We start from the raw sequence: 25802 nt of genomic DNA, 5'->3' as shown, positions 1-25802 counted from the left end.
AGGCCGATAGCTTCGGATTCATGGAGTGGAGCTTTCAGACGGCCGAAGAGCTCGTTGCCGCGTTGCGCGCCGGTGCGGTGACATCGGTGGAACTGACCGACGAGGCGATCGCCCGTATCGAGCGCGACGACGAGGTGATCAACGCGATCTGCGTGCCGGACTTCGACCGTGCGCGGGCCGCCGCACACGTTGCCGACCGGGCACGGGCGCGTGGTGAGGACCGGCCGCTGCTCGGTATTCCGGTGACGGTCAAGGAGTCGTACAACATGGCTGGGCTGCCCACGACCTGGGGCATGCCGCCGCACCGGAACTACGTGCCGGCCGAGGACGCGGTACAGGTGTCGCGACTCAAGGCCGCCGGTGCGGTGGTGCTCGGTAAGACCAATGTGCCCTTGGGGCTGCAAGATATCCAGAGCTTCAACGAGATCTACGGCACCACCAACAACCCGTGGGATCACGGTCGCACGCCGGGCGGATCCTCCGGCGGGTCGGCGGCGGCCCTGGCGTCCGGGTTCGGCGCGCTGTCCATCGGCTCCGACCTCGCCGGTTCGCTGCGTACCCCCGCGCATTTCTGCGGCATCTATGCGCACAAGCCGACAGTCGGACTGGCGGCAACCCGCGGCATGGTCGCGCCGCCGGCACCGCCATTGCCGGTCGACCTCGACCTCGCCGTCGTCGGTCCGATGGCGCGCACCGCCCGCGACCTCACGCTCCTGCTCGACGTCATGGCCGGACCGGACCCGCTGACGCTCGGCAAGGCGCACGACTTGACGCTGCCGCCCGCGCGCCACGAGCGGCTCTGCGACTTCCGGGTCTTGGTCCTCGACGAGCATCCGCTCATTCCGACCGGATCCGCTGTGCGGGCGGGCGTGAACCGGGTGGCCGACGCGCTCGTCGGCGGCGGCGCCCGCGTCGAACGGCACAGTCCGCTGCTGCCCGACCTGGCCGAGGCCGCGACGCTCTACATGCAGTTGCTGATTTCGGGCTCCGTTGCGCGTTTTCCCATCGAATCGCACGAGCAGCTGCGGACCCGCGCCGCTGGACTGAGCGTGGACGACCAGAGTCTTGACGCCGTGCGGCTGCGCGCCATGGTGTTCAGCCACCGCGACTGGATCGAGGCGAACAACCGCCGCGAACTCCACCGCCACGGCTGGCGGCAGCTGTTCGCCGAGTTCGACGCCGTGGTGTGCCCGATCACGCCGACGCCCGCGTTCGGTCACGACCACAACCCCAATCCGCTGGAACGCCGGATCGACATCGACGGCGTCGAGTACCCCTACTTCGACCAGCTCGTCTGGGCCGGCCTGGCCACCATGCCCGGCCTGCCCGCCACCGCCGTACCCGCGGGCCGGTCCCCCGAGGGCCTGCCGGTCGGAGTGCAGCTGATCGGTCCGATGTTCGAGGACCGCACCCCGCTGCGGCTGGCCGAACTGCTCGAGCAGAAGATCGGCGGCTTCCAGGTGCCGGAGTAGGGCGCACTGGCCAGCTGGCCGGGATACGGCAGGGACAGGCGTTGTCGAGAACTCCCATCCCTGCCAACGCGCGCTCGTCGGCAGTTGAGCGAGCCTGAAACCGCGCTGTGGGCATGACCGGGCATCGGGACGAGACCGTCCCGCCCGCAGGGCCGCCACGAACGGGGCGATTCAGGCTCGTGCGCTTGGCGGCGCGGGTCCAAGCGCGCACGTAGCCGAGGTGCCGCAGGCTGGACAGGTCACAACCGGTCCGGTCGAGTTCCAGGAACCACTTGGTGGCGAACGATGCTTCGGGCCCTCGATCTGGTCTTTCCCGCGCAATCCCGTCAGGTGCGCAGCAGGTGCCTGCGCAGCTCCGGCACGACCACATCCCACACGGCAGGAGGTGGGATCTCATGACCCACTCCCTCCAGGCGCACGAGCCGGGCTCCTGGAATCATTCGCGCGAGCGCCTCCCCGTGCGGGAGAGGAAACATCGGGTCGTCAGCGCCATGCAGGACAAGCGTCGGCACACGAATCCCGGCCGGGTCCACCGAGGGCCCGGGTTCGGCGATGAAGTGGTTCGCCATCGACGATGCCATGTTGCGACTGCGGCGCACTTCGAGCGTCGCCAGGGCGCGCACGCGCGCCTCGTCGAACCCGAGCGAGCCGGCGTAGGGGCGCTCGACGTCGACGCGGTGGTCGATGACCGCGATCTCGTCTGCCCAGTCGATCTCCGGCTCAGGCTCCTCCCAGGTTGCGGCGACCTCGGGGCTCGGCGGCGGCAGATCGCCATGGTCGCCGCCCGCTGGGCTGGTTTCGACGAGCGTCAGGGACCGCACCCGCTCGCGTGCGCGCACCGCGATGCTCTGCGCGATACCGCCGCCCATCGACATGCCCATCAGGTGCGCGTCCTCGATGCCCAGAGCATCGAGGATGCGCAGTGGATCGGCGGCGAGGTCATCGCCGGTGTAATCGGGCTGCCCTGGCGCGGACGTGCTCGATCGTCCGGTATCGCGGTGGTCGTACCGGATGACCTGCAACTCCCCGGCACCGAGCAGGTCGCAGAACTCGGGTGCCCACCAGTCCATCGATTGGCCGCCACCCGCGATGAGCAGCAGTGCGGGGGCGCCGTCCGGGCCGCGGCGCTCGATCGCCAGCTCGATGCCGTCGAGTTCGAGGATCTCCATCACTCCCCCAGCGGTTGCAAGTCGCAATCACTCGCGACCGGAAACCCGCGCTGTCGATGTCAGCGCCGAGCGTGTTCAAGGCTTCGAGCCGAGAACCGCGACCAGGTCCTCGTAAGTCTGTTCGACCGCACCTGCCACGCTCGTTACGACGACGGCTGCCGGCCTCAGCCGAAGCACATCAGTGAGTTGATCGTGCATAGCCGCCAGGCGCGAAGGGCCACCTTCGCGATCGACGATCTCCTTGACCAGGCGGTGCCAGGGATCATCGTCCCCGCCGCGGCGGGCGAAGCGTTCCGCAGACCGTTCCTTGGTATCCATCAACACGATCTCGCAGAACTCGGCGCCGTTGTCGTACGCGACGGCCGCGAAGCGCTCGATCTCGCTCAATCGCCCCAAGAACTGCGGCATGATGATGTCGCGGCCGGCTCGCAGGTGCGTGCCCGCCATGCTCAAGGCAATCGGCCGAACGATCTCCCCGGTCTCCGCAAACCGATCGCGCCAGCCACCGATCATTCCCCGCAGCTGGTCGATGTCAAGGTTGAGCACACCAGCGTGATCGTCCACATAACGTCGCGCGAGCGTCGACTTGCCGATGCCGGGCGGACCGTTGAGATGGATGAGGCGAGGCACGCCGTGCAGTCTAGGTCCTCCGGCGTGTCGCATGCGTGATTTCCCAGCTCCTCGGGCTTGTTCGCCCCTCGCCTGCAGGGCGTGCATGAGATCGGTGACGGCGGTCGAGCGCGGTGGCGGCACGGCTCGCCGGCCTGGCCGGACCGCCTACCGGTCGGACTGCCGGATGTAGCGGTGGTGTTCGCGGGCCAAGCGGGCCAGGTCGCGCAGCACGGGGCGGACGAGCCCCGAACTCGGCTGCGGTGGATCGACCGGCGCCGCTACCGCCTCCTGGAACCGCAGCAGCCGGTAGCCCAGCGACTTGGCATGCCGGTACTCGGCAATTCCCAGCAACACCGTGGTGATCAGTCCGAAGATGTTCAACGCGAGCCACAACCCGAGCGGAACGTTCTTGGTGTCGCCGCCGACGAATTCCTGGATGCTGATCGCCACCGCGAACGCGGTGCCAGCGAGCGGCGCGAGCAACGGGTGGACCTCGCTCATCCACAAGCTGGTGCGCACAGCCCAGTAGAACGTGCACACCACGAACGGCACGCACCGGCGATCGGACCGAACGGCCTCGCAATCCCGCTTCCCACGACCGCGACCGCGACCGCGTTGCCGACACCTGCCGCGATGCTACGCATTCGCTGCCGGTACCGCGGCAAAACTCCCTCATTTCCAACGACTTCCGGAAGCTGATCTGGTGCTCGAAGTCCGAGCGGCAACGTCGGAACATCGGGCGACGCAACACCGCTGTCCTGCCGCACCGGTTCCGGCCCGCCGCGGACCCGGAATCCGACCACCCGAGCCCGCCTGAACTCGAAGACCGCGAACACCAGTGTCCCGGCAGCCCCGCAACCCACCAGCACGAGCAACAACGTTCTAGCCGATCAGCGCCCCGATGCTCTCGGTGAGCGCGTTGCCCTCTTCCTCTTCGGAGATGACCGTTTCGCCGTCGTCGAAGCGGGTGATCAGGTTGCCGTCCCCGTCGCGGGTGGTCTCGTAGTAGCGGTCCGTTACGCGGCCGTCGTCCACTGTGCGCAGGATTCCCTGCTCCACCACTGGGGATTCATCGGTTGCTTGCCCCAACACCAGCAACGACAACAAGAGGCATACCGCACCGAGCAGCAGCCGCCACAGCAGCCTCAGCGCCCCCGGCAACAACTTGCTCCGCTGGCCGGACCGCGTCGCCACGAGCAGCCCGACGAACAGCACCGGAACGAGCACCGCAGCAGGCAACCAGATGTGCGCGAAGAGATCCAGCGAGCCGACGGGCACGCCCCCAGGCCACCGGAAGCCGACGATCGCCACGACCACCATCGTGGCGAACACCGCGCGCACGGACGCGAGCAGCGTACACCCGCTCGCCGGTGGCAACGGGCGTCCCGGTCTTGTCGGCGATCGTCCGGAACAACCCGGTTCAAAGGCTTGGGTCGGCTCCTCGCAATACGACGATCCCGAGCATGACCGGGATCGTCGTATCGGTGCCGATGATCGAGCGCAGATCCAGGAGGATGTCGAGTTGATCGCCGCCGGCCTCGCGAACCGCGGGCGGCCGCTCGACCGCTGGCGGCGGGTCGGCATCTCGGTCGTCTTCCACCCCATCCGGATGCCTGACTCGTTGCGTGCGACAGGTCGAGCTTCACCGCGTCAAAGCCGTCTCCGACGGCCTTCGCGCCTACCGCGGAGTAGGGCGGTACTTCACTCTGGACACTGGTCGCCGCATCCCATACCGTCCGGTCGGACAGCTGCGGCCCGTCCCCCGGAAGGGCCCGGCTCCGGTGGATCGGAACGGCTCGAGCAGGACCAGAATCCGTCTAATTCAGACAAATCCGATGCGTCGATATTCGTGAGTAGGCAAGGAGCAGGGCATGACCTTCCTCGAAGATGCCACAGCGATGCAGGGTGACCTGGTCGAGCTGCGCAAGCGGCTGCACAGCCATCCGGAGATCGGGCTCGAGCTGCCACGTACCCAGGAGGCGGTGCTCTCCGCGCTCGGGGGACTCCCCCTGGAGATCACGACGGGCACGAGGACGACATCGGTCACCGCGGTGCTCCGTGGTGGGCGACGGGAGGCAGCGGACCCGAAGACCGTGCTGATCCGCGGCGACATGGACGCGTTGCCGGTCCATGAGGAGACCGGGCTGGACTTCGCCGCGACGAACGGCGCGATGCACGCCTGCGGGCACGACCTGCACACCACCTCGCTCGTCGGCGCCGCGAAGCTGCTGTGCCAGCATCGCGACACGCTCAAGGGCGACGTGGTGATGATGTTCCAGCCCGGCGAGGAGGGCTTCGACGGCGCAGGTGTCATGATCGAGGAAGGCGTCCTCGACGCTGCCGGCAAGCGCGTCGACGCCGCCTTCGGCATGCACGTGTTCTCCAGTCAGCTGCCGTCGGGGCTGTTCACCAGCAAGGCCGGGACGGTCATGTCCGCTTCGCACGGTCTCTCCGTCACCGTCCGCGGAGCCGGTGGCCACGGGTCGGCTCCGCACCGGGCGAAGGACCCGATCGTCGCGGCAGCGGCGATGGTCACCGCACTGCAGACGATGGTGACCCGCACCTTCGACATCTTCGACCCCGTCGTGATCACCGTCGGGCGATTCGCCGGTGGCACGAAACGCAACGTCATCCCGGACACCGCGACATTCGAAGCGACCGTTCGCTGCTACAGCGAGGCGAACGCGGACCTCCTCGCCTCCTCGATCCAGCGCACGCTGGAGGGCGTCGCGGCATCGCACGGCGTCGACGTCGAGTACCGGTTCGAGAGCGAGTATCCGACGACCGTCAACACGGCTGCCGAGGTCGACTTCGGCGCCGACGTGGTCCGCAACGTCCTCGGCGAGGAGCGCTACCAGGAGATGCCCCACCCGGTGTCGGGGTCGGAGGACTTCTCCCGGGTCATAGCCGCCGTCCCCGGTGCGTTCCTCGGCATCGGCGCCACCCCGCCGGGGCTCGACCCGGATGCCGCCCCGATGAACCACTCGCCACGCGCGGACTTCGACCCGGCCGTGCTCTCCGACGCGGCCGCCATCTACGCCGGCCTCGCCGCCCGCAGGCTGGACGCATTCGCCGAGGAGGCGACATCGTGAGCGACACACCTCAGTCCAGCGGCCACATCCAGACTTCCGCTGACCAGAGCAAGGCCCGCACTCTCTTCGGCATCGGCTCCGGCAATGCGATGGAGTGGTTCGACTGGGGCGTCTACACCACCTTCACCCCGTTCTTCGCCTCGCAGTTCTTCCACAGCGGCGACCCCGTCTCCGACGTGCTGAAGACGCTCATCGTGTTCGCGGTCGGGTTCATCGCCCGCCCGTTCGGCGGCGCGTTGTTCGGCTGGATCGCCGACAAGATGGGCCGCAAGCTCTCCATGTCGCTGTGCGTCGCGCTCGCCGCGGGCGGCAGCCTGCTGATCGGCATCTCGCCGAACTACGCCACCATCGGCATCGGCGCCTCGCTCATCCTGGTCCTCGCCCGCCTCGCCCAAGGCCTCGCGCACGGCGGCGAACTGCCCTCCGCACAAACGTACATCGCCGAGACCGCGCCCAAGGAGAAGCGCGGACTGTGGTCCAGCCTCATCTACTTCTCCGGCACCATCGGGCAGCTCACCGGCACCCTGCTCGCCGCCGTGCTCTCCACGATGCTGACCCCCGAGTCGATGAACGCCTACGGCTGGAGGCTTCCGTTCATCATCGGTGGTGTCTTCGGGTTCTACGCACTGTTCATGCGCTTGCGCATGCACGAGACCGAGGTCTTCGTCGAGGAAGCCATCCACGACGACCCCACCGGCAACGAGGACGAGGATCACCTCCACACCGAGAAGGGCGCCATCTGGCAGACCGTCAAGGCGCATCCCAAGCTGCTCTTCCAGGTCATCGGCATGACCGTGGGTGCGACCGTCCTCTACTACGTGTGGGCGATCTCGGCCCCCGCGTACGCCATCAGCGTGATCAAGGTGCCGGCGGCTCAGGCGTTGTGGGCCGGGGTCGGGGCGCAGATCGTCTTCCTGGTCGCCGTCCCCCTGTTCGGCGCGCTCTCGGACCGGATCGGCCGCAAGCCGATCCTGCTGACCGCGGTCGTCGGTCTCTCGATCCTGAGCTTCCCGCTGAACGCGATGCTCAACGAGTCGGCGTGGTCGTTGTTCTTCGCGATGTCGATCGCGCTGATCTTCCTGGCCATGTCGACGTCCATCGGGCCCGCCGTCTACGCGGAGATCTTCCCGACCCGGATCCGGGCGATCGGGCTGGCCGTGCCCTACTCGATCGCCGTGGCGCTGTTCGGCGGCACCGCCCCCTACCTGCAGACGTTCTTCGCCAGCCAAGGCATCTCCAGCGCGTTCACCTGGTACAGCATTGCGCTCGGCCTGATCAGTGGCCTCGTCGTGCTGACGCTGCCGGAGACGAAGGGCATCGACCTGAAGGACAAGTCGGTCGGGCAGCACGGGCGCCGCAAGGCCCTGCGCGAGGTGTCGGGCTGAGAGCGCCGGCTGGTCAGGGGGCTACGTCGCTCCCTGACCAGCCCGGCCCGCTCCTCGTGCGGTGCCCCACAACTCGGTGCGCGGGTTGACCCCGTGCCTTGCTGATCGGAGTCAAGCGGCTCGGGCGCACTCGTTGATCAGTCCGTTGAGGACTTCGCGGCGCCGGATGGGACCGTCGTCGGATCGGGTGCGGGCGCGCGTTGGTCGCTCTGATGTGGACGATGGACCTCGAAGTGGTCCGGTTGACGTTGCCTGGTTCATACGCGCATCTCCAGCAAGGGACGGCCGGTTCCCGTGGTGACGAGCAGGAGCGACACCTGGTCACGGGGAATCGCGGACGCGCCCGACAGCCGGGCTTCACTGGTCGGAGTCCGCGACCACGTGGCAGCCTGCTCCGCTCGGCCGTCGCGGGCCACCACCCAGGCCACGAAGCGGTCGTCCGGCGGCAGGTTCTCCACGTGCAGCGACACCGCCGTCCCCCATGGACGGCTCTCCAGCTTGCCGTGCCCGTGCGATGCCACGCCCGCAGCCGCCACCAGCTCGGACCCCTGCGATTCCCACGAGACCGCGGCCATGCCGCCGAGGGTTCCCACGCCGAGCAGCACCACTGCGGCGACGGCCAGCAGCCACCTCCGGCTTCGCGGTGGCGCCGCTCGTTCGGTGCGGGCTTTCTCGATCAGCTTCGCCCACTCCGGCTCGGACGGTTCGATCGGCTCCGGCGGTGGACCGGCGCGGTGCAACAATCCGGGAAGCCCCGCGTAGCCGGACAGTTCTTCCCTGCATTCCGCGCAGTGGCCGAGGTGCTCCTCGAAACGCCGGCGCTCTTCCGGGTCCAGACCGCCGAGCACGTAGGCCCCCAGCAGCCTGCGAACTTCCGCGTGCTCCTCGTTCACCGGACCACTCCCATCTCCTCCAAGGCCGTTCGCAGCGATCGCACCGCGTAGTAGGCGCGGGACTTCACGGTCCCCTGTGGAATCCCCAGTTGTTCCGCCGCTTCGGCAACGCTGCGCCCCTGGAAGTACAGCGCCACCACGACTTCGCGGTGCTGGGCCGACAGCCGCTGGAGCGCTTCACCGACGAGCCAGCCGTCCAGCAGCCGGTCCAGGTCGTCGGCCACCGGCAGCGATTCGACGACCCCATCGTCGCGGACGAGGCGCGGGCGACGCTGCTCGGCGCGCCAGTCGTCGATCAGGATGTTCCGCGCGATCGAGAACAGGTACGACCGGGGGTCGCCGCGGCCGGGATCGATCGAATCGAGGTTGCGCCACGCGCGGAGCAGCGTCTCCTGCACGACGTCCTCGGCCCGCTGCCGGTCTTCCGTGTACCGCAGGACGAACGCGGTCAGCATGCCCCCATACTCCTCGTACATCGCACGAAGCAGTCGCTCGTTCGCACTCATCGCACTCCGTCCTGCGTCAGCCGCATTCTCCCGCGACCGGGTGTACGTCGCGCGCACCCGGTCGGTTCAGTGATCCTCGCTACCTTCTTGCGCTGAACCGCCGCGCGACCGCAGACGTACGGGGAGTCAAGGCAACCGAACGGAAGGGAACACCATGCCAATGCGCGCAATCGCGGTCCTGGCCACCGGCGCCTGCATGATCACCATCGCGGCGTGCGGGACGAGCGAGCAGCCCGGCGCCCAGCCGCAGCCGGCCGCCACGCCTGCACCCGCTGCCACCGTGGTCGGCACCCGCACCGCACCCACCGGCGACTACCTGGTCGACGCATCGGGCCGGACTCTCTACCTCTTCACCAAGGACGAACCCAACACCTCTCGGTGCGAAGGCCCGTGCGCAGCGAATTGGCCGCCGCTGAGCGGAATTCCGCAGGCCGGCCCTGGAGTGGACCTGGCGAAGCTCGGAACCGTGAACCGCCCCGACGGCAGCCGGCAGATCACCTTCGCCGGAAAGCCGCTCTACTACTTCGCAGAGGACATGGCTGCCGGAGACGTCAAGGGGCAGGACAAGATGCACGCTTGGTATCTCGTCAGCCCCAACGGCGAAGCGATCAAGACCGCCGCGCCGACCGGCTGAACCGCGATGGGCCGTTCTCGGGCAGCCGGTCCTGCCCGAGAACGGCCTGTTCCATCGCATCAGGGCAGCGCACCGCAGTCGACGCAACGGACGTGACCGGCTCGTCCCGCACCACGTCGATGTGATCGGCACCACTGCGATCGGTTGAACGATGCGGCTTCGATCCGCGTATTCCTCCCGGAGTTTCCGTGTTCGAGGAGGAGACATGAACGATGACGTGGAAGGCTCCCGCCTGCCACACCGCCCGGTGGTCAACCGTCGATCCGCGCTCCTGGGACTGACCGGGGTGGCCGCTGCGAGCGCGACGAGCCTCGGCGCATTCCTCTATTCCGGCGGGTGGTTGAGCGCCGACGAGTTGACACCGAAGCGAATCGCGGACCGGTTCGAGCAGGTGAACGGCAAGCACGAGGGGTTCAGGCGCAACCACGCCAAGGGCGTGAGCGTCTCCGGGTTCTTCGACAGCAACGGTTCGGGAGCCGCGGTCTCCAGAGCGGCGGTGTTCCAAGGTGGCCGCATCCCGGTGACAGGACGTTTCTCACTGTCCGGCGGGATGCCCTATGCCGCCGATGCCCACAGCACGATTCGCGGACTCGGGCTGCTCTTCCACGTGCCCAACGGCGAGCAATGGCGCACCGCCCTGATCAACATCCCGGTCTTCCCGGATAGGACCGTGCAGGGATTCTACGAACGACTCCTCGCGTCCAAGCCACTTCCCGGTACGGGCAAACCGGACCCGCAGAAGATGTCCGGCTTCCTCGCCCAGCACCCCGAAACGGCCAAGGCGATGGAGATCATCAAGGCGAACCCGCCGACGTCCGGCTTCGACAACAGCACCTTCAACAGCCTGAACACGTTCCTGGCGACCAACGCGGCGGACGTGACGACTGCGATTCGCTGGTCGCTGGTGCCTCCTCACTCCGCAGCGCCGGTGCAAGCGGCTGCCCCTGCCGGGCGGGACTACCTCTTCGACGAACTGGTCGGCAAGGTGGCGAAGAACCCGTTGCAGTGGCGTTTGATCCTGACCGTCGGCCGGCCGCACGATCCCACGGACGATCCGACCATCCCGTGGACGGGCGACCACCAGAAGATCGACGCGGGCATGCTCACGATCGACTCCGCGCAGACCGAGGCGAGCGGCAACGCCCGGGATACCAACTTCGACCCCCTCGTGCTGCCCGACGGGCTGGCGGCCTCCGATGATCCATTGCTCAGCGCCCGCTCGGCCGTTTACGCCCAGTCGTTCACGCGGCGAGCCGGCGAACCCAAGCACCCCGGTGCGATCGACGTAGCGAAGGGGCCCCGATGAGCAGGAATCTCCAGAGCCGGCGTTTCACCGTTCTCTCCCGCCTACTGCACTGGACGATGGCCGTCATGGTGATCGCGATGCTGTTCATCGGAGTCGCCATGGTGGTCTCCCCCACCGCCTACGACGCGTTGCGGTCTGTTCACCGTCCGCTCGGGGTCGCCGTCCTCGTGCTCGCCGTGGTCCGCGTCGTCAACCGGCTCCTGCACCGGCCGCCACCACATCCACCGACGATGTCGCGGCCTGAGCGCGTTGTGGCAATCGGGTCCGAGTTGCTCCTCTACGGCCTGCTGCTCGTACAACCACTCGTCGGCTGGGGAATGACGTCAGCAGCCGGGACGCCTGTCGTGCTGTTCGGAAGCCTGCGCCTCCCGCGCATCCTACCGACCGACCCCACCCTGTACGCCGCGCTCCACCAAACGCACACGGTCCTGGCTTACCTGCTCTTCTTCGCCTTCTTGGCGCACATGTCGGCGGTGCTGTTCCACAGTCTCGTCCTGCGCGACGGGCTGCTCGACCGCATGGCGTTCTGGCCTGCCGCACGCGGAAAGGCGCAGTCGTCATCCGACGCGGACGGCACCTCGGCCGGCACGTAGGCGGATGATGCCCTGCTGATCAGCCGCAGCCGTCACGGCCCGCATGCGCGCTGCCGCCGAGTGCCGGAGTCGGTGATCGGCCGACCTCGGACCTTCCTATATCGTCCCCATCACGCTCACGTCCGCCCGATGAGGTGTGGATCACTGAAATTGGTGCGTCGAGGCAGTCGGGAGGGGCGCCGGCCGGGTCGATTTGGCGATGCCAAACGATTTTCGGGGCGCACCACGCCAGGGTTTCGACATATCCATACCCGCCGGTAGCCAGGATGGTGTGCTTAGCGGGGCGTTGCCGCCCCCAGGAGAGATAGCTGCAGGAGGTCTGCTCGGTGTTCAGTCGTGTTGCGATCGTCAATCGTGGGGAAGCTGCGATGCGGCTGATCCATGCCGTGCGGGAGGTCGCGGCAGAAACCGGGTCCCGGATCGAGACCGTGGCCCTCTATACCGACGCCGACCGCACGGCCGCCTTCGTGCGCGAGGCCGATCTGAGCTACGACCTCGGCCCGGCGCAGGCGCGCCCCTACCTCGATCTCGGCGCCCTGGAGCGGGCGCTGACCGAGACCGGGGCCGACGCGGCGTGGGTCGGCTGGGGCTTCGTCGCCGAGGACCCGGCGTTCGCCGAGCTCTGCGAGAAGGTGGGCGTGACCTTCATCGGGCCGAGCCCCGAGGCGATGCGCCGGCTCGGCGACAAGATCGGCGCGAAGCTGATCGCCGAAGAGGTCGGCGTCCCGGTGGCACCGTGGAGCCGCGGCGAGGTCGCCGACCTGGACGCGGCGATCCGCAGCGCGAACGAGATCGGCTACCCGCTGATGCTGAAGGCGACCGCCGGTGGTGGCGGCCGCGGCATCCGGGTGATCAACGACGAGCAGGAGCTGGTCGACGCCTACGAGCGCACCCGGATGGAGGCCGAGCGCGCCTTCGGCAGCGGCGCGGTCTTCCTCGAGAGGCTGGTCACCGGCGCCCGGCACGTCGAGGTCCAGGTGATCGCCGACGGGCAGGGCACGGCGTGGGCGCTCGGGGTGCGGGACTGCTCGATCCAGCGGCGCAACCAGAAGGTCATCGAGGAATCGGCCTCCCCGGTGCTCAGCGCCGAGCAGAGCGGGGAGCTCAAGGCCGCCGCCGAGCGACTCGCCCTCGCCGTGGACTACCGGGGCGCGGGGACCGTGGAGTTCCTCTACCACCCCGGCGACCGGCTGTTCGCCTTCCTGGAGGTCAACACCCGCCTCCAGGTGGAGCACCCGATCACCGAGGCCACCACCGGCGTCGACCTGGTCAAGGCCCAGCTGCACGTGGCGTCCGGCGGCAAGCTGGCGGGTGAGCCGCCCGTCGAGCGCGGGCACGCGGTCGAGGCCCGGCTGAACGCCGAAGACCCGGACCGCGACTTCGCCCCCTCCCCCGGCAAGATCGTCCGCCTGGACTTCCCGGCCGGTCCCGGCATCCGCGTGGACACCGGGGTCGGCGAGGGCGACACCATTCCCGCCGACTTCGACTCCATGATCGCCAAGATCATCGCGTTCGGCCGGGACCGCGACGAGGCACTGGGCCGGCTGCGCCGGGCGATGGCGCAGACCACGGTCATCGTCTCCGGCGGCGCGACGAACAAGAGCTTCGTGCTCGACCTGCTCGACCGGCCCGAGGTGATCGACGCCACCGCCGACACCGGGTGGATCGACCGGGTGCGCGCGCAGGGCGAGCTCCAGGCGCACCGGCACTCCGCGATCGCACTGGCCGCGGCCGCCATCAAGGACTACGAGGACGCCGAACTCGCCGAACGGCAGCGGTTCCTGGCCGCCGCGCACGGCGGCCGCCCCCAGGCGCGCCACGAGAGCGGCCGACCGCTGGACCTCAAGCTCCGGGGCGTCGGCTACCGGGTGCAGGTGGCGCGCGTGGGGCACCAGCGGTTCCGGGTCGGCATCGGCACCGCAGGCGGCGGCGACGTCCACCCCGCGGACGTCGAGGTCGAGCGGTTCGACACGCACGCCGGGCAGATCTCGGTCAACGGGCAGCGGTACCGGCTGGTCACCGACACCCACGGTCCCGTGCACTTCGTCGAGGTCGACGGCGTCGCCCACCGGGTCAGCCGGGACGAGGGCGGTGTGCTGCGCGCACCGGCGCCTGCCCTGGTGGTCGCGACCCCGCTGGAGATCGGCGCCGAGGTCGAAGCGGGTGCTCCGGTGCTCGTGCTGGAGAGCATGAAGATGGAGACCGTGGTGCGCGCGCCGTTCCGCGCGAAGCTGCGGGAATGCAGGGTGCGGGCGGGCAGCCAGGTCGAGATGGGCGCGCCGCTGCTGCGGCTGGAGCCGCTCGGCGACCAGGACGAGGCCGGCCCCGAGCAGCCATCCGAAGAAGCCGCCGCCGACCTCGCCCTGCCCCAGCGGCCGAGCGGCCTCAGCGCGCGGCAGCGGGCTACCCGCGGTCAGCAGGACCTGCGCGGTCTGCTGCTCGGGTTCGACGTGGACCCGCACGACGAACACCGGGTGCTCGCGGACTACCTGACGGCCCGGGCGGAACTCGCCGAGGCCGGGCAGCGCCCGCTCACCGAGGAGATCGAACTGCTGGCGGTGTTCGCCGACCTCTCCGAGCTGAGCCGCAACCGGCCGGTCGGGGAAGAGACGAAGGCGGACTCGCGGGTGCACAGCCCCCGCGAGTACTTCCACACCTACCTGCAGAGCCTGGACGTCGAGCGGGCCGGGCTGTCCGAGACGTTCCAGCAACGCCTCGTCCGGGTGCTCGGTCACTACGGGGTCCACGAGCTGGACCGGGCGCCCGAGCTGGAAGAGGCCGTCTTCCGGATCTTCCTCGCCCAGCAGCGCGCCACGACGGGCGCGGCGGTGGTGACCGACCTGCTGCGGCAGTGGCTCGCCGAGGCACCTCCGTCCAGCGAGGCTCGCCAGGCCGCGGGCCTGGCGCTGGAACACCTGATCGCAGCCACCCAGCTCCGGTTCCCCGCCGTCTCCGACCTGGCTCGCACCGTGGTCTTCCGCTGGTTCGCCCAACCCATGCTGCGGCGCCACCGCGCGGAGGTCTACGCGGGCGTGCGCGAGCACCTGCGCCACCTCGACGAGCACCCGGACGCACCGGACCGGGCGGAGCGGATCTCCGCCATGGTCACCAGCGCCGAACCGCTGGTCCGGCTGGTCGGGCAGCGCATCGGCCGCGACGGCACCGACCCGGCGCCGTTGCTGGAGGTGCTCACCCGCCGCTACTACGGCAACCGGGAGCTCGAAGACGTCCGCACGACCCGGGCCGCGGGCTGCACGTTCGTCAGCGCCGGGCACCGGAGCGCGCGCACGCGCGTGGTGGCCACCGCGGTGGACTTCGCGGCCCTGCCCGACGCCGTGCGGGCGTTGGCCGAACTGGCGCCGGACGGCGATCTGGTCGCCGACATCTACCTCGTCTGGGCAGATCAGCCCGAAGACACCGACGCGATGGCGGCAGGGCTGGCCGAGGTGCTCGCGGCTCAACCGCTGCCGAGCCAGGTCAGCCGGATCACCACCACCGTGGCGGGCCGCAGCGGCGCGGTGATGCACCACCACTTCACGTTCCGGCCGTCGCCGGCCGGTTTCGCCGAGGAACGCCTGATCCGCGGGCTGCACCCGCTCATCGCCGAGCGGATGCAGTTGGAGCGGCTGAGCGAATTCGACCTCACCCGCCTGCCGTCGGCCGACGAGGAGGTGTACCTCTTCCGCTGCGTGGCGCCGGACAACCCGTCCGACGAGCGGTTCGTGGCACTGGCCCAGGTGCGCGACCTGACGCCGCTCCGGGACGACGACGGCAGGCTCGTCGCGCTACCGGCCGCGGAAGGCGTGCTCACCGCGTGCCTCGACGCGGTCCGCAAGGCGCAGGCGAAGCCCGGCGCGAACAACGGGAACAACCGGTCCGGCACCAACCGGATCACCATCTACGTGTGGCCGCCGAACGAGCTGTCCACGGACGAGCTGAACACCGTCGCGCAACGGGTGCTGCCCACGACAGCGGGTGCCGGGCTGGAGGAAGTGCTGTTCCTCGGGCGCCGGCGCGACCGGGAGACCGGCGAGCTGAGCGAATTCGCCGTGCGGATCGGCTACGACGCCGGCACCGGGATTCAGCTGTCCGTCATCGAACCGCCGACCGAGCCGATCGAGCCGCTGGACAGCTACCGCCAGAAGGTGCTGCGCGCCGCCAAGCGCGGTACCGCCTACCCGTACGAGCTGACCGGCATGCTCGCCGGGCCCGACGGCACGTTCGTCGAGCACGACCTCGACGAAACCGGCGCGCTGGCGCCGGTGGACCGCCCGAAGGGCCAGAACTCGGCGGCCATCGTCGCCGGCGTCGTCAGCACGCCGACCGAGCGCCATCCCGAGGGCGTGACCCGGGTGATGCTGCTGGGCGATCCGACCAAGGCGCTCGGCGCGCTGTCGGAACCGGAGTGCTCGCGGGTGATCGCAGCCCTGGACCTGGCCGAACGGCTGCAGGTGCCGCTGGAGTGGTTCGCGCTGTCGGCGGGTGCCCGGATCTCGATGGACTCCGGCACGGAGAACATGGACTGGGTGGCCGCCGCGCTCAAGCGGATCGTCCAGTTCACCCAGGACGGCGGCGAGATCAACATCGTGGTGGCGGGGATCAACGTCGGCGCCCAGCCGTACTGGAACGCCGAGGCCACGATGCTCATGCACACCAAGGGGATCCTGGTGATGACGCCGGATTCGGCGATGGTGCTGACCGGCAAGCAGTCGCTGGACTTCTCCGGTGGCGTGTCGGCCGAGGACAACTTCGGCATCGGCGGCTACGACCGGGTGATGGGCCCGAACGGCCAGGCCCAGTACTGGGCACCGAACCTGGGTGCCGCGCGCGATGTGCTGATGGCGCACTACGACCACACCTACGTCGTCCCCGGCGAGGCCGCGCCGCGGCGGGCCGGGACCGCCGACCCGCACGACCGGAACATCTCCGGTTTCCCGCACGCGTTGGCCGGCAGCGACTTCTCCACGGTGGGCGAGATCTTCTCCGCCGCAAGCAACCCGGACCGCAAGAAGTCGTTCGACATCCGCACGGTGCTGCGGGCCGTCGCCGACCAGGACCACCCCGTTCTGGAGCGCTGGGCGGGGATGGCCGACGCGGACACCGCGGTCGTGCAGGACGCGCACCTCGGCGGCTGGCCGGTGTGCCTGCTCGGGATCGAATCGCAGCCGGTGGCGCGCCGCGGTTTCCCGCCCACCGACGGGCCGGACTCCTACACCGCCGGGACGTTGTTCCCGCGCTCGTCGAAGAAAGCAGCGCGGGCGATCAACGCGGCGAGCGGGAACCGGCCGCTCGTGGTGCTGGCGAACCTGTCCGGGTTCGACGGCTCGCCGGAGTCGATGCGGAAGCTGCAGCTGGAGTACGGCGCCGAAATCGGCCGGGCCATCGTGAACTTCCGCGGCCCGATCGTGTTCTGCGTGATCTCCCGGTACCACGGCGGCGCCTTCGTGGTGTTCTCCAAGGCGCTGAACCCGAACATGACGGTGCTCGCCGTGGAGGGCTCGTTCGCCTCGGTGATCGGCGGCGCGCCGGCGGCCGCGGTGGTCTTCGCGGGCGAGGTCAACACCCGGACGGCGAACGACCCCGCGGTGCGCGAGCTCGAAGAGCTCGTCGCCGAGGCCGACGGCACCGAGCGGGCGACGCTGAACCTGAAGCTGGCCGATGTCCGCGCGGCGGTGCGCGCGGAGAAGCTCGGCGAGGTGGCGGCGGAGTTCGACCGGGTGCACAGCATCCAGCGGGCCGTCGAAGTCGGCTCGGTCGACGCGATCGTTCGCGCCGACGAACTTCGGCCGCGGATCATCGACGCCATCGAGAGCGGAATGCGGCGGGCGTAACCGGTTCCGGGGCATGAGACAGGCCCGTTGACCGCGCGAAAGCGTTGGTCAACGGGCCTTCTCGCGCCTGGCGCGGGAGTTCCCGGCCGTCGCCGGTCAAGACCGCAGCGCAACCGGAAGCACTGCCGGACAAGGCCTTGAACCAGATGCTCGGCGACGACGAGTTCCAGCCCCGCACCGCGTGCTTCCACCTGAGCCGCCGGACCAAGCGACTTGCTGCGTGTACAGCTCCGGCCTCCGCCCGGCGAACTCGTGCACATAGCCGCACCGGTCGCAGATCAGGCCGAAAGCGCCTTCCAGTCCAGGGCGCGTTTCTGGATCTTGCCGGTGGCGCCTTTGGGCAGGGCGTCGACGAATCGGATCAGGTGCGGCACCTTGTACGCGGACAGCTGCTCCTTCGCCCAGGCGCGGAGCTCCTCGGGGGCGATCTCCGCACCGGGGCGTGCGGTGATGACGGCAGCGACCTCCTCGCCGTACCTCGCGTCGGGCACGCCGATGACGGCCACCTCGACGATGTCCGGGTGCTGGTAGAGCACCTCCTCGACCTCGCGCGGGTAGACGTTGTAGCCACCGCGGATGATGAGGTCCTTGGCGCGGTCGACGATGTAGAGGTAGCCATCCCCGTCCAGCCTGCCGAGATCACCGGTCTTCAACCACCCGTCGGCGAGATCGGCCGCCGTCTCCTCGGGGCGGTTCCAGTACCCCTTCATCACACTCGGCCCGCGGAGGTACACCTCCCCCACCTCACCTGCCGGGAGCGCGTCACCGTCCGGGTCGCGGACCTCCACCGCGGTGCCGGGGAGCGGTAGTCCCACCGACCCGGCCCGCTGCTCGTGGTCTGGAGAGTTGTACGTCGCGGCGGCGGTGGACTCGGTAAGTCCATAGCCATCGAGGATGGTGCAGCCGAACCGCTCCGCGAACGCACTGATGATCTCGCCGGGGAGGGATGCGCCACCGGAGGAGGCGAGTCTCAGGTCGGCGAAATCATCGGGGCCGAAGTCGCCGGCGGCGTGCAGCATGGCGTTCCACATCGTCGGCACACCAGCGACCAAGGTGAGCCGGTCGCGCCGGATCATCCCGAGCATGGCCGTCGGGTCGAAGGGCGAGAGCAGGGAGATCGAACAACCGGCCGCCAGCGCCGAGTTGAGGCAGACCGCCTGGCCGAAGACGTGGAACAGCGGGAGCCCGGTCCCGCAGCGGTCCGCCGCCGTGAGGTGCAGCTGTTCGACGAAAATCCGTGCTGTGTCGAGGAGATTGGCCACGGTGAGCTCGACACCCTTGGGCCGGCCGGTGGTCCCGGAGGTGTACAGCAGGACCGCCGTGCTCTGGCGGTCCAGGTCCACCGGGGTGTGCACGGGCTCGCCCTCCTCCGCCGCAGCTCCCGGCCCGAGCACCCGCAGGTGCAGGGCGCGCTCTTCGGCCACGCGCTGCGCGGACTCCCGCGCCTCGTGCCAGGCGACCAGGAGACGGGCTCCGGAGTCCTCGACGACATAGTCGATCTCGGGCGCGGTGGCCATGGTGTTCATCGTGATGACCACAGCCCCGACCAGGTGGGCGCCGAGGTAGGCGACCGCGAACTCGGGGACGGTGGGCGCCACCAGCAGCACCCGGTCTCCCGCCCGCACGCCGTGCGCCCGCAACTCCCCGCCGAAGGCGGCAGAAGCGTCGCGCAGCCGCGCGTAGCTCCACACGTCTGCGCCTGCCCTGACCGCCGCCGCGTCCGGCGTCGCGGCGGCGTGCTCCCACAATGATCCAGCGACGCTGGGCATGTTCCTCCAAGCATCAGGCGATCGCAGCGATCGCCAGGTCGATATGGCTTCAGCGAAGGGGCGTCGTGCTCATGACGGCAGGTCGACCAGCCCAGCGAGCACCCCGCGGTGGTGAGCTGGAAGGCCCCGACCGATCTGGTCCGCCTTCGCCCGCTTGAGGTAGAGGTGCACCGGGTGTTCCCAGGTCATACCGATGCCGCCGTGCAGCTGCACCGCCTCCTCGGCAGCGTGGACCGCCGCATCGCTGCAGTACGACGACGCCACCTCGGCCGCGATCGCCGCGTCGTCCGCACCCGCGGCCGAAGTGCCGGCTGCGTACCAGGCCGCGGCCGAAGCGGACTCCACCTCGACGAAGAGGTCCGCGAGCCGGTGCTTCAACGCCTGGAACCCACCGACCGGTCGGCCGAACTGGCGCCGGATCTTGAGGTACTCCACCGTCGTCTCGAAGCACCAAGCCGCCACGCCCGCCTGCTCGGACGGCAACAGCGCCGCGCTCGTCGCCAGCGCCCGGCGGACTGCACCGGCGCCTGCGTCTGCTCCCACGACCAGCTCACCGGCGGCTCGGTCGAGCACCACGTCGGCAAGGGGCCGCGTCATGTCGAGGGACATCACCGGCGTCACGGTGGCCGCACTCGCCTGCACGGCGTGCACCTCGGTGCCCGCAGGCGTTTCCACCGCCGTTAGCAGGACATCAGCGTCGAGCACCCCCGCGACGCTGGTGACGTGTCCCGTCAGGCGTCCCGCCGCGTCCGCTCCGATCGACGGAAGCGGTGAGTCCGCAGCCGCGGAGAAGGGCACCAACAGCGCGGCCGTGCGGTCACCGGAGGCCAGTTCTCGCACCAGCTCGGAGCCGCCGGCCAGCAGCACGGTGGTGGCCTCGACGGCACTGGAGAGGAACGGCAGTGGCGCGACGGACCTGCCCAGTTCCTGCAACACGACGGCGACCTCGCGGGCGGACGCGCCCGCACCGCCGCGGTTTTCGGGCACGAGCAGGCCGGCCAGCCCGAGATCGGACGCGACGACCTTCCACAGGGTCTGCGTCAACGCGTGGTCGCCCTCGTAGGCGCGCATCACCGAGGCCGGCTCGCAGTGGTCCGCGAGCAAGTCGCGCAGCGTGCTCCGCAGGGACACCTCGACGTCGGTTTCGAGGAGGTTGATGTCGTCGCTCATCGCTTGAGGTCCTTCCAGGGGATGCCCTTGTCACCACGCGCCTCGACCGGCAGACCCAGCACGCGTTCGGCCACGATGTTGCGCAGGATTTCCGAGGTGCCTCCCTCGATGGAATTCCCCTTCGCGCGCAGGTATCGGTAGCCGGCGTCGCGTCCGGTGAAGTCGACCTCGTCGGGGCGCACCAGGGTCCAGTCCTGGTAGCGCAGGCCGTCCTCGCCGAGCAGCTCCAGCTCGAGCCCGCTCAGCGCCTGGTTGATCCGCGCGAAGGTGAGCTTCAGCACCGAACCCTCGGGGCCCGGTTGTCCCGCCGCGACCTTCTGGCGCAGTCGGGCCGCGGTGTACCGGGCGACCTCGGCCTCGACGTAGAGCCCCATCAGCCGGTCGTGCAGCTCGGGTGTGCGCTTGTCGGGGCGCTCCCGCCAGGTGCGCGCCACCGGGCCGAGGACGCCGCCTTCACGTGGGATCGGCTGCCCGCCGATGGAAACTCGCTCGTTGTTGAGCGTCGTGTTCGCAACCCGCCAGCCCTCGCCTTCCGCTCCGAGGCGGTGGCTGTCGGGAATGCGGACATCGGTGAGGAAGACCTCGTTGAACTCCGCCTCGCCGGTGATCTGGCGCAGCGGCCGCACCTCGACCCCGGGATCGGTCATGTCGCAGATGAAGTAGGTGATCCCCTGGTGCTTCGGCAGGTCGGGCGCTGTGCGGGCGACGAGGATCGCGAACCTGGCGAAGTGGGCGCCGGAAGTCCACACCTTCTGGCCGTTCACCACCCATTCTCCCCCACTCCCGGCGTCGCGGACAGCGCGGGTTCCCAGTGCCGCGAGGTCGGACCCCGCGCCCGGCTCGCTGAAGAGCTGGCACCAGATCTCCTCCCCTGTCCAAAGTGGACGCAAAAATCGCTGCTTCTGCTCCGCGGTGCCGTAGGCGAGGATCGTCGGTGCGGCCATCCCCAGACCGATGCCGTTGGTCTGCGAGCTGTTGTCCGGCGCACCGGCGGCTTCGAAGAGCTCGTCGACGAACGGTTGGAGCTCACGCGGCGAGCCGAGCCCGCCCAGGCCTTCGGGGAAGTTCACCCACGCCAGCCCGGCATCGAACCGGACCCGGTTGAACTCCACCGGATCGCTGGTAGCCGGGTCGTGCTCGGCCAGGACCTCCTCGACCCGCCGACGCAGGTCGGCGCGCAGGGGATTGTCATGTTCCATCAGAGGTGCTCCTCGGGAGAGATTGAGGTGGTGGTTCCGAAGCACCGGGTGACGGCCTTCTCCGCGTCGACGTGGATTCGCTGGTGGCAGCCTGCCGACTCACGGGACGTACACCACCCGGCCGACGGTGACGCCGTCGGCGAGGCGCTGGACGCCCTCGGCCACGGTGTCCAGGGCGAGCTTCTCGCTCACCAGCGGGCGCACGATGCCCTGGTCCGCCAGCGCGGCCAAGTCGCGATGGCACTCCCCGACCGAGGCCGGGTCGTGGGTGTTGTAGAGGCCCCAGTGCAGCCCCACGATCGAATAGTTCTTGACCAGCGCGTGGTTGAGCGCCGCGCTCTGGATCTCGCCCCCGGCGAAGCCGACGACCACGATTCGGCCTTCGAAGGCGATGCACTTGGTGGATCGCTGGTAGGTCTGGCCGCCGACCGGGTCGTAAACGACATCGGCACCCCGACCACCGGTCTCGGCCTTGACCACCTCGACGAAGTCTTCACGGCGCCGGTCCACGACCACGTCCGCACCGAGGCTGCGGGCGTACTCGGCCTTCTCCGACCCGCCGACCACTCCGATGACGCGCGCTCCCGCCGCCTTGCCCAACTGGATCGCCGCGCTGCCGACGCCGCCTGCCGCGGCGTGCACGAGCAGGGTTTCCCCTTCCCGCAGGCCAGCCCTGCGGTGCAGGCCGAACCAACCCGTCTGGTAGCCGATGAACAGCGACGCGGCCTGGGCGTCGTCGAGCGATTCCGGTGCGGCGAACGTGGTCGCGGCGTCCATCAGCGCCATCTCGGCGAACCCGCCGTGCGGGAGCACGGACCCGCCGAGCACCCGCTGGCCGACAGCGATTCCGTCCACCTCGGCGCCGACCGCCACCACCTCGCCGCAGAGTTCCACACCAGGTGTGAAGGGCAGCGGAGGGCGCGTCTGGTAGCGCCCGCGGCACATCAGCACGTCGGGAAAGTTGGCTGCTGCTCCTAGAACTCGCACCGAGACCTGTCCTGGGCCCGGCTCGGGCTCGGGCACCTCGACGAGCTCCATCACGTCGCGAGGCTCCCCGAGCTCGGCGACCTGCCACGCCTTCATCTCACTCACCACCCGTTGTCCTGATCACGAATTTCGTACAGTCGAAGGAAAACCGTGCGGCCACACCGGCGCTGAACCGCTTGCCGGCATCGGAAGCTCTCGCCGCGTTGCTCGCGCATCGCCGGCTCATGACAGCCGCTGCCCCTTGGCCGACGCCGGACGAATTGCCGGAGAATCACCGATTCCCGGCCAGCGGCACCCACCTCCGCACTGTCACGTGACGCGCTGGAGCGCGTCGGGCGTGAGGTCGGCGAGGGTCGGGTAGCCGTCGACGGCCATGATCAGATCGGCCTCGGCCAGCAGCGAGCGGAGGACGTGAACGACTCCGTCGGTGCCGCCGAGGGCGAGGCCGTAGGCGATGGGCCGACCGACACCGACGGCGGTGGCGCCCAGAGCGATCGCCTTGACGATGTCGGCGCCGCCGCGGACGCCGGAATCGAAGAGCACCGGTAGCCCATCCGCTGCCTCGACGACGGCCGGCAGGGTGTCGAGGGCGGGCAATCCGCCGTTGGCCTGACGACCTCCGTGATTGGAGCAGTAGATGCCGTCCACGCCCAGATCCTTGGCACGCCGTACGTCGTCGGGGTGGCAGAGGCCCTTCACGATCAGCGGGAGCTCGGTGAGCGACCGCAGCCACGGAAAGTCGGCCCAGGTCAGCGGATTGCCGAAGATCTGCGCCCACATCAGGGTGGCGGCCTGCGGGTCTTCCTCCGGCGCGCGGTCCAGGCGCGCCCGGAAGACCGGGTCGCTGGTGTAGTTGGCCAGGCAGTGCCCACGCAGCTGCGGGAAGTTGCTCGTCGCCAGATCCCGCGGCCGCCATCCGGTGATCCAGGTGTCGAGGGTGACCACGATGGCTTTGAAGCCGGCGCGCTCGGCTCGATGCACGAGGCTCTCGGCCAGCTCCCGATCAGTGGGTGTGTACAGCTGGAAGAAGCCAGGTGTCGCACCGTATTCCGCTGCGACCTCCTCCATCGGATCGGCGGACAGCGTCGAGGCGACCATCGGCACGCCCGTGTTCGCGGCGGCGCGTGCGGTCGCGAGGTCGCCGTGTCCGTCCTGCGCGCAGATGCCGAGGACGCCGACCGGCGCCATGAACAACGGACCCGGCAGGGTCATCCCGAACAGGTCGACGGACAGATCGCGTTGCGACGCACCGACGAACATCCGGGGAATGAGACCCCAGCGTTGGAATGCGGTGGTGTTGGCCCGCTGCGTGTGCTCATCTCCGGCACCTCCGGCGACGTACGACCACACCGACGGCGGCAGTGCCGCCTGTGCCTTGGCCTCCAGCTCGGCGTGGACCATCGGGAACCGCGGCAGGATCCCGGCAAGGCCGTTGAGGTAGATCTCGTTCTGGTAGGAGCCGAACGGATGGCTCATGGGACAGCCTTTCTTGGTCGGACGATCAGGCATCGGCGACGGCTCCGGCCGGACCGCGGGTTCAGCGCGACCAGGTCCGTTGCCCGCTGAGGTAGGTGGCCGAGACTTCGACCGCTTCGCGGAAGCGCTCGACGGGCACGGCGCGCGGGTCGCGGGAGAGGATCACGAGGTCTGCGCGCATCCCGGTGCGCAGCATGCCGATCTCGTCCTCCAGGTGCAGTTGCCACGCCGGGTTGGTCGTGACCGCGCGCAGGGCTTCGTCGATGGTGAGGCGCTGGGATGTTCCGTGGACGCGACCGCTCTGCGATCGGCGGGTGAGCGCGGTGGCGACGCTGGACAGCGGATCAGTGGGTGAGCAGACGCCGTCGTTGTGCAGGGAGACGCGGTGCCCTGCGTCCCAGGCCGACCGCGCGGACATCCAGCGGTCGGCCACTTCGGGGCCGAAGAGGTCGTCCGCCAGGACGTCTCCCCACCATCGGACGTGGTCCATGAAAAGGCTGACGGTGGCGCCCATGTCGGCCGCGCGGCGGTACTGCTCCGCGGTAACGGCTCCGCAGTGCTCCATCCGCGGCCGCATCGCCCGCAGCGCCTCCGGATCACCGGCTCCGGCGTACGCGTCGAGGACGGCTTCGAAGGTGACGTCCCCGTGGACGTGGCAGGCCAGCGGGAAGCCCTGTGCTGCGAAAGCGGTGGCCAGCTCGGCGAGTTGCTCCGGGCTGTAGTTCATCGGACCGTGCGCGCAGTGGTCCATGCCGATGCGCAGGGTAGCGTCGTTGTCCTTGAACGAGAAGCTGGTCGCGACGCTGCCCTGCCACGGGGTCCCGTCGGCCCACAGCTTCATGCCGGAGATGCCGAACATCTCGCTCGCGGGAGCGTGCCCGGCGAAGCGCCGTTCCCGCTCCGCGGCCAGCTCGGGAGTCCCGATGAGGTACGAGCGGATCCGCAGGACGGCACCGGGGCGTTCAGCGGCGGCGCGCAACGCCAGAACGTTCCGGGGATCGGTCGCCATGTCGGTCGCCGTGGTGATCCCCACCCGGGCGTGCTCGGCGAACGCCCAATCCAGTGCGGCGGACACCTGCGCATCGTCGCGGAAGTCCTCCCCCAGCGCTTCGAACAAAGCCAGGATGGCGCCGGTTTCCTGGGCCTCGCCGGTGGGTTCGCCACTCTCGTCGCGGACGAACCGCGCGCCCGCAGGATCGGGCGTGTCGGCCGTGATCCCCGCTGCGCGCAGGGCCGCGGTGTTTCCGTAGGCGGCATGGCCGCTGTTGGAGACCACCACGAGCGGAACGCCGGGGCTCAGATCATCGAGCAGTGCGCGGGTGGGCAAGGCCAAGTCGCGCTGGAGCAGCAGGTCGATCCCGTAGGCGCCGACCGGCTCTCCCGGGGCGGCCGCCACGGCCTCGCTGATCCTTTCGTAGACCTCCGCACCCGTGGGCACGGTGAACGGGCGGACGTCGATCGCGGGTGGGGCGAGCGTCAGGGCCATGGTCGAGGGGTGCCCGTGGGCCTCGACGAAGCCGGGCAACAGCGCCCGCCCGTCGAGGTCGACCACCCGCGTGCCGGGGCCGCGCAGGGCGAGGACCTCAGCTGCTCGCCCCACGGCGGTGATCAGGCCGTCGCGGACGGCGAGGGCTTCGGCTTCGGGGGCTGCGGTGTCCATGGTGAGGATGGGCCCGCCAGTGAAGATCAGTTCTGCGGAGTCGGGCAC

The 25802-nt window shown here is 69.6% G+C and carries 20 protein-coding genes; 7 read left to right on the top strand and 13 right to left on the bottom strand.

Features of this window, described 5'->3' with window-relative positions; translation table 11 throughout:
- Positions 1-20 precede the first annotated feature (20 nt).
- Positions 21-1472, top strand: a complete 1452-nt coding sequence (locus tag ACWEV3_RS31755) for an amidase (RefSeq protein WP_452617418.1) — start codon at positions 21-23, stop codon at positions 1470-1472.
- A gap of 326 nt (positions 1473-1798) precedes the next feature.
- Here the strand turns inward: ACWEV3_RS31755 and ACWEV3_RS31750 are convergent, their stop codons facing one another.
- The 5 genes from ACWEV3_RS31750 to ACWEV3_RS31730 all read right to left on the bottom strand — a co-directional run bounded on the left by ACWEV3_RS31750 (position 1799) and on the right by ACWEV3_RS31730 (position 4853).
- Positions 1799-2641 (bottom strand): alpha/beta fold hydrolase, encoded by an 843-nt coding sequence (locus tag ACWEV3_RS31750; RefSeq protein ID WP_452617401.1) that lies wholly within the window; start codon positions 2639-2641, stop codon positions 1799-1801.
- A 75-nt stretch (positions 2642-2716) separates the two neighbouring features.
- Positions 2717-3271, bottom strand: coding sequence for an AAA family ATPase (locus ACWEV3_RS31745; protein ID WP_452617400.1), 555 nt, complete (start codon positions 3269-3271; stop codon positions 2717-2719).
- 147 nt (positions 3272-3418) lie between these two features.
- Complete coding sequence (locus ACWEV3_RS31740; RefSeq protein ID WP_452617399.1) at positions 3419-3805, bottom strand: hypothetical protein; 387 nt, start codon at positions 3803-3805, stop codon at positions 3419-3421.
- Positions 3806-4135: 330 nt separating this feature from the next.
- Positions 4136-4594, bottom strand: coding sequence for a hypothetical protein (locus ACWEV3_RS31735; protein WP_452617398.1), 459 nt, complete (start codon positions 4592-4594; stop codon positions 4136-4138).
- A gap of 79 nt (positions 4595-4673) precedes the next feature.
- Entirely contained in the window at positions 4674-4853 is a 180-nt protein-coding gene (locus tag ACWEV3_RS31730) for a hypothetical protein (RefSeq protein WP_452617397.1), read from the bottom strand.
- A 271-nt stretch (positions 4854-5124) separates the two neighbouring features.
- On the opposite strand from ACWEV3_RS31730, the gene ACWEV3_RS31725 reads away from it, so the two are divergent.
- Together ACWEV3_RS31725 and ACWEV3_RS31720 are read left to right on the top strand one after the other, a co-directional pair.
- Positions 5125-6345, top strand: coding sequence for a M20 metallopeptidase family protein (locus ACWEV3_RS31725; protein ID WP_452617396.1), 1221 nt, complete (start codon positions 5125-5127; stop codon positions 6343-6345).
- Positions 6342-7730 carry an MFS transporter gene (locus tag ACWEV3_RS31720; protein ID WP_452617395.1) on the top strand — a complete coding sequence of 463 codons (1389 nt, stop codon included), beginning with the start codon at positions 6342-6344 and terminating at the stop codon, positions 7728-7730. Before ACWEV3_RS31725 ends, ACWEV3_RS31720 begins: the two co-directional genes overlap by 4 nt.
- 257 nt (positions 7731-7987) lie before the next feature.
- Here ACWEV3_RS31720 and ACWEV3_RS31715 read toward each other — a convergent pair whose 3' ends face one another.
- Both ACWEV3_RS31715 and ACWEV3_RS31710 read right to left on the bottom strand, forming a co-directional pair.
- Entirely contained in the window at positions 7988-8623 is a 636-nt protein-coding gene (locus ACWEV3_RS31715; protein WP_452617394.1) for a zf-HC2 domain-containing protein, read from the bottom strand.
- A complete protein-coding gene (locus ACWEV3_RS31710; RefSeq protein WP_452617393.1) occupies positions 8620-9129 on the bottom strand; it encodes a sigma-70 family RNA polymerase sigma factor in 510 nt (169 codons plus the stop codon). The genes ACWEV3_RS31715 and ACWEV3_RS31710 overlap by 4 nt, the downstream gene beginning before the upstream one ends.
- 160 nt (positions 9130-9289) lie before the next feature.
- Between ACWEV3_RS31710 and ACWEV3_RS31705 the strand changes: the two genes are divergently transcribed.
- The 4 genes from ACWEV3_RS31705 to ACWEV3_RS31690 all read left to right on the top strand — a co-directional run bounded on the left by ACWEV3_RS31705 (position 9290) and on the right by ACWEV3_RS31690 (position 17493).
- Entirely contained in the window at positions 9290-9763 is a 474-nt protein-coding gene (locus ACWEV3_RS31705; RefSeq protein WP_452617392.1) for a COG4315 family predicted lipoprotein, read from the top strand.
- Between the two features lie 205 nt (positions 9764-9968).
- Complete coding sequence (locus ACWEV3_RS31700; protein ID WP_452617391.1) at positions 9969-11069, top strand: catalase family peroxidase; 1101 nt, start codon at positions 9969-9971, stop codon at positions 11067-11069.
- Positions 11066-11662, top strand: coding sequence for a cytochrome b (locus tag ACWEV3_RS31695; protein WP_452617390.1), 597 nt, complete (start codon positions 11066-11068; stop codon positions 11660-11662). The genes ACWEV3_RS31700 and ACWEV3_RS31695 overlap by 4 nt, the downstream gene beginning before the upstream one ends.
- 326 nt (positions 11663-11988) lie before the next feature.
- Positions 11989-17493, top strand: coding sequence for an ATP-binding protein (locus ACWEV3_RS31690; protein ID WP_452617389.1), 5505 nt, complete (start codon positions 11989-11991; stop codon positions 17491-17493).
- A 278-nt stretch (positions 17494-17771) separates the two neighbouring features.
- On the opposite strand, the gene ACWEV3_RS31685 is transcribed toward ACWEV3_RS31690, so the two are convergent.
- From ACWEV3_RS31685 to ACWEV3_RS31660, 6 genes are all read right to left on the bottom strand, one after another.
- On the bottom strand, positions 17772-19262 hold the full coding sequence (locus ACWEV3_RS31685) for a long-chain-fatty-acid--CoA ligase (protein ID WP_452617388.1): 1491 nt from the start codon (positions 19260-19262) through the stop codon (positions 17772-17774).
- Positions 19263-19331: 69 nt separating this feature from the next.
- Positions 19332-20432, bottom strand: a complete 1101-nt coding sequence (locus ACWEV3_RS31680; RefSeq protein ID WP_452617387.1) for an acyl-CoA dehydrogenase family protein — start codon at positions 20430-20432, stop codon at positions 19332-19334.
- Positions 20429-21631, bottom strand: coding sequence for an acyl-CoA dehydrogenase family protein (locus ACWEV3_RS31675; protein ID WP_452617386.1), 1203 nt, complete (start codon positions 21629-21631; stop codon positions 20429-20431). The genes ACWEV3_RS31680 and ACWEV3_RS31675 overlap by 4 nt, the downstream gene beginning before the upstream one ends.
- Before the next feature lie 99 nt (positions 21632-21730).
- The gene (locus tag ACWEV3_RS31670) at positions 21731-22714 is read right to left on the bottom strand and encodes an NADPH:quinone oxidoreductase family protein (protein WP_452617417.1); all 984 of its coding nucleotides are present in this window, start codon (positions 22712-22714) and stop codon (positions 21731-21733) included.
- Positions 22715-22927: 213 nt separating this feature from the next.
- Complete coding sequence (locus ACWEV3_RS31665) at positions 22928-24094, bottom strand: lactate 2-monooxygenase (RefSeq protein WP_452617385.1); 1167 nt, start codon at positions 24092-24094, stop codon at positions 22928-22930.
- A 61-nt stretch (positions 24095-24155) separates the two neighbouring features.
- Positions 24156-25802, bottom strand: a complete 1647-nt coding sequence (locus ACWEV3_RS31660) for an amidohydrolase (protein ID WP_452617384.1) — start codon at positions 25800-25802, stop codon at positions 24156-24158.

The sequence above is a fragment of the Saccharopolyspora sp. NPDC003752 genome, from assembly GCF_053605825.1.
This window is presented reverse-complemented; position numbering and strand designations above follow the sequence as displayed.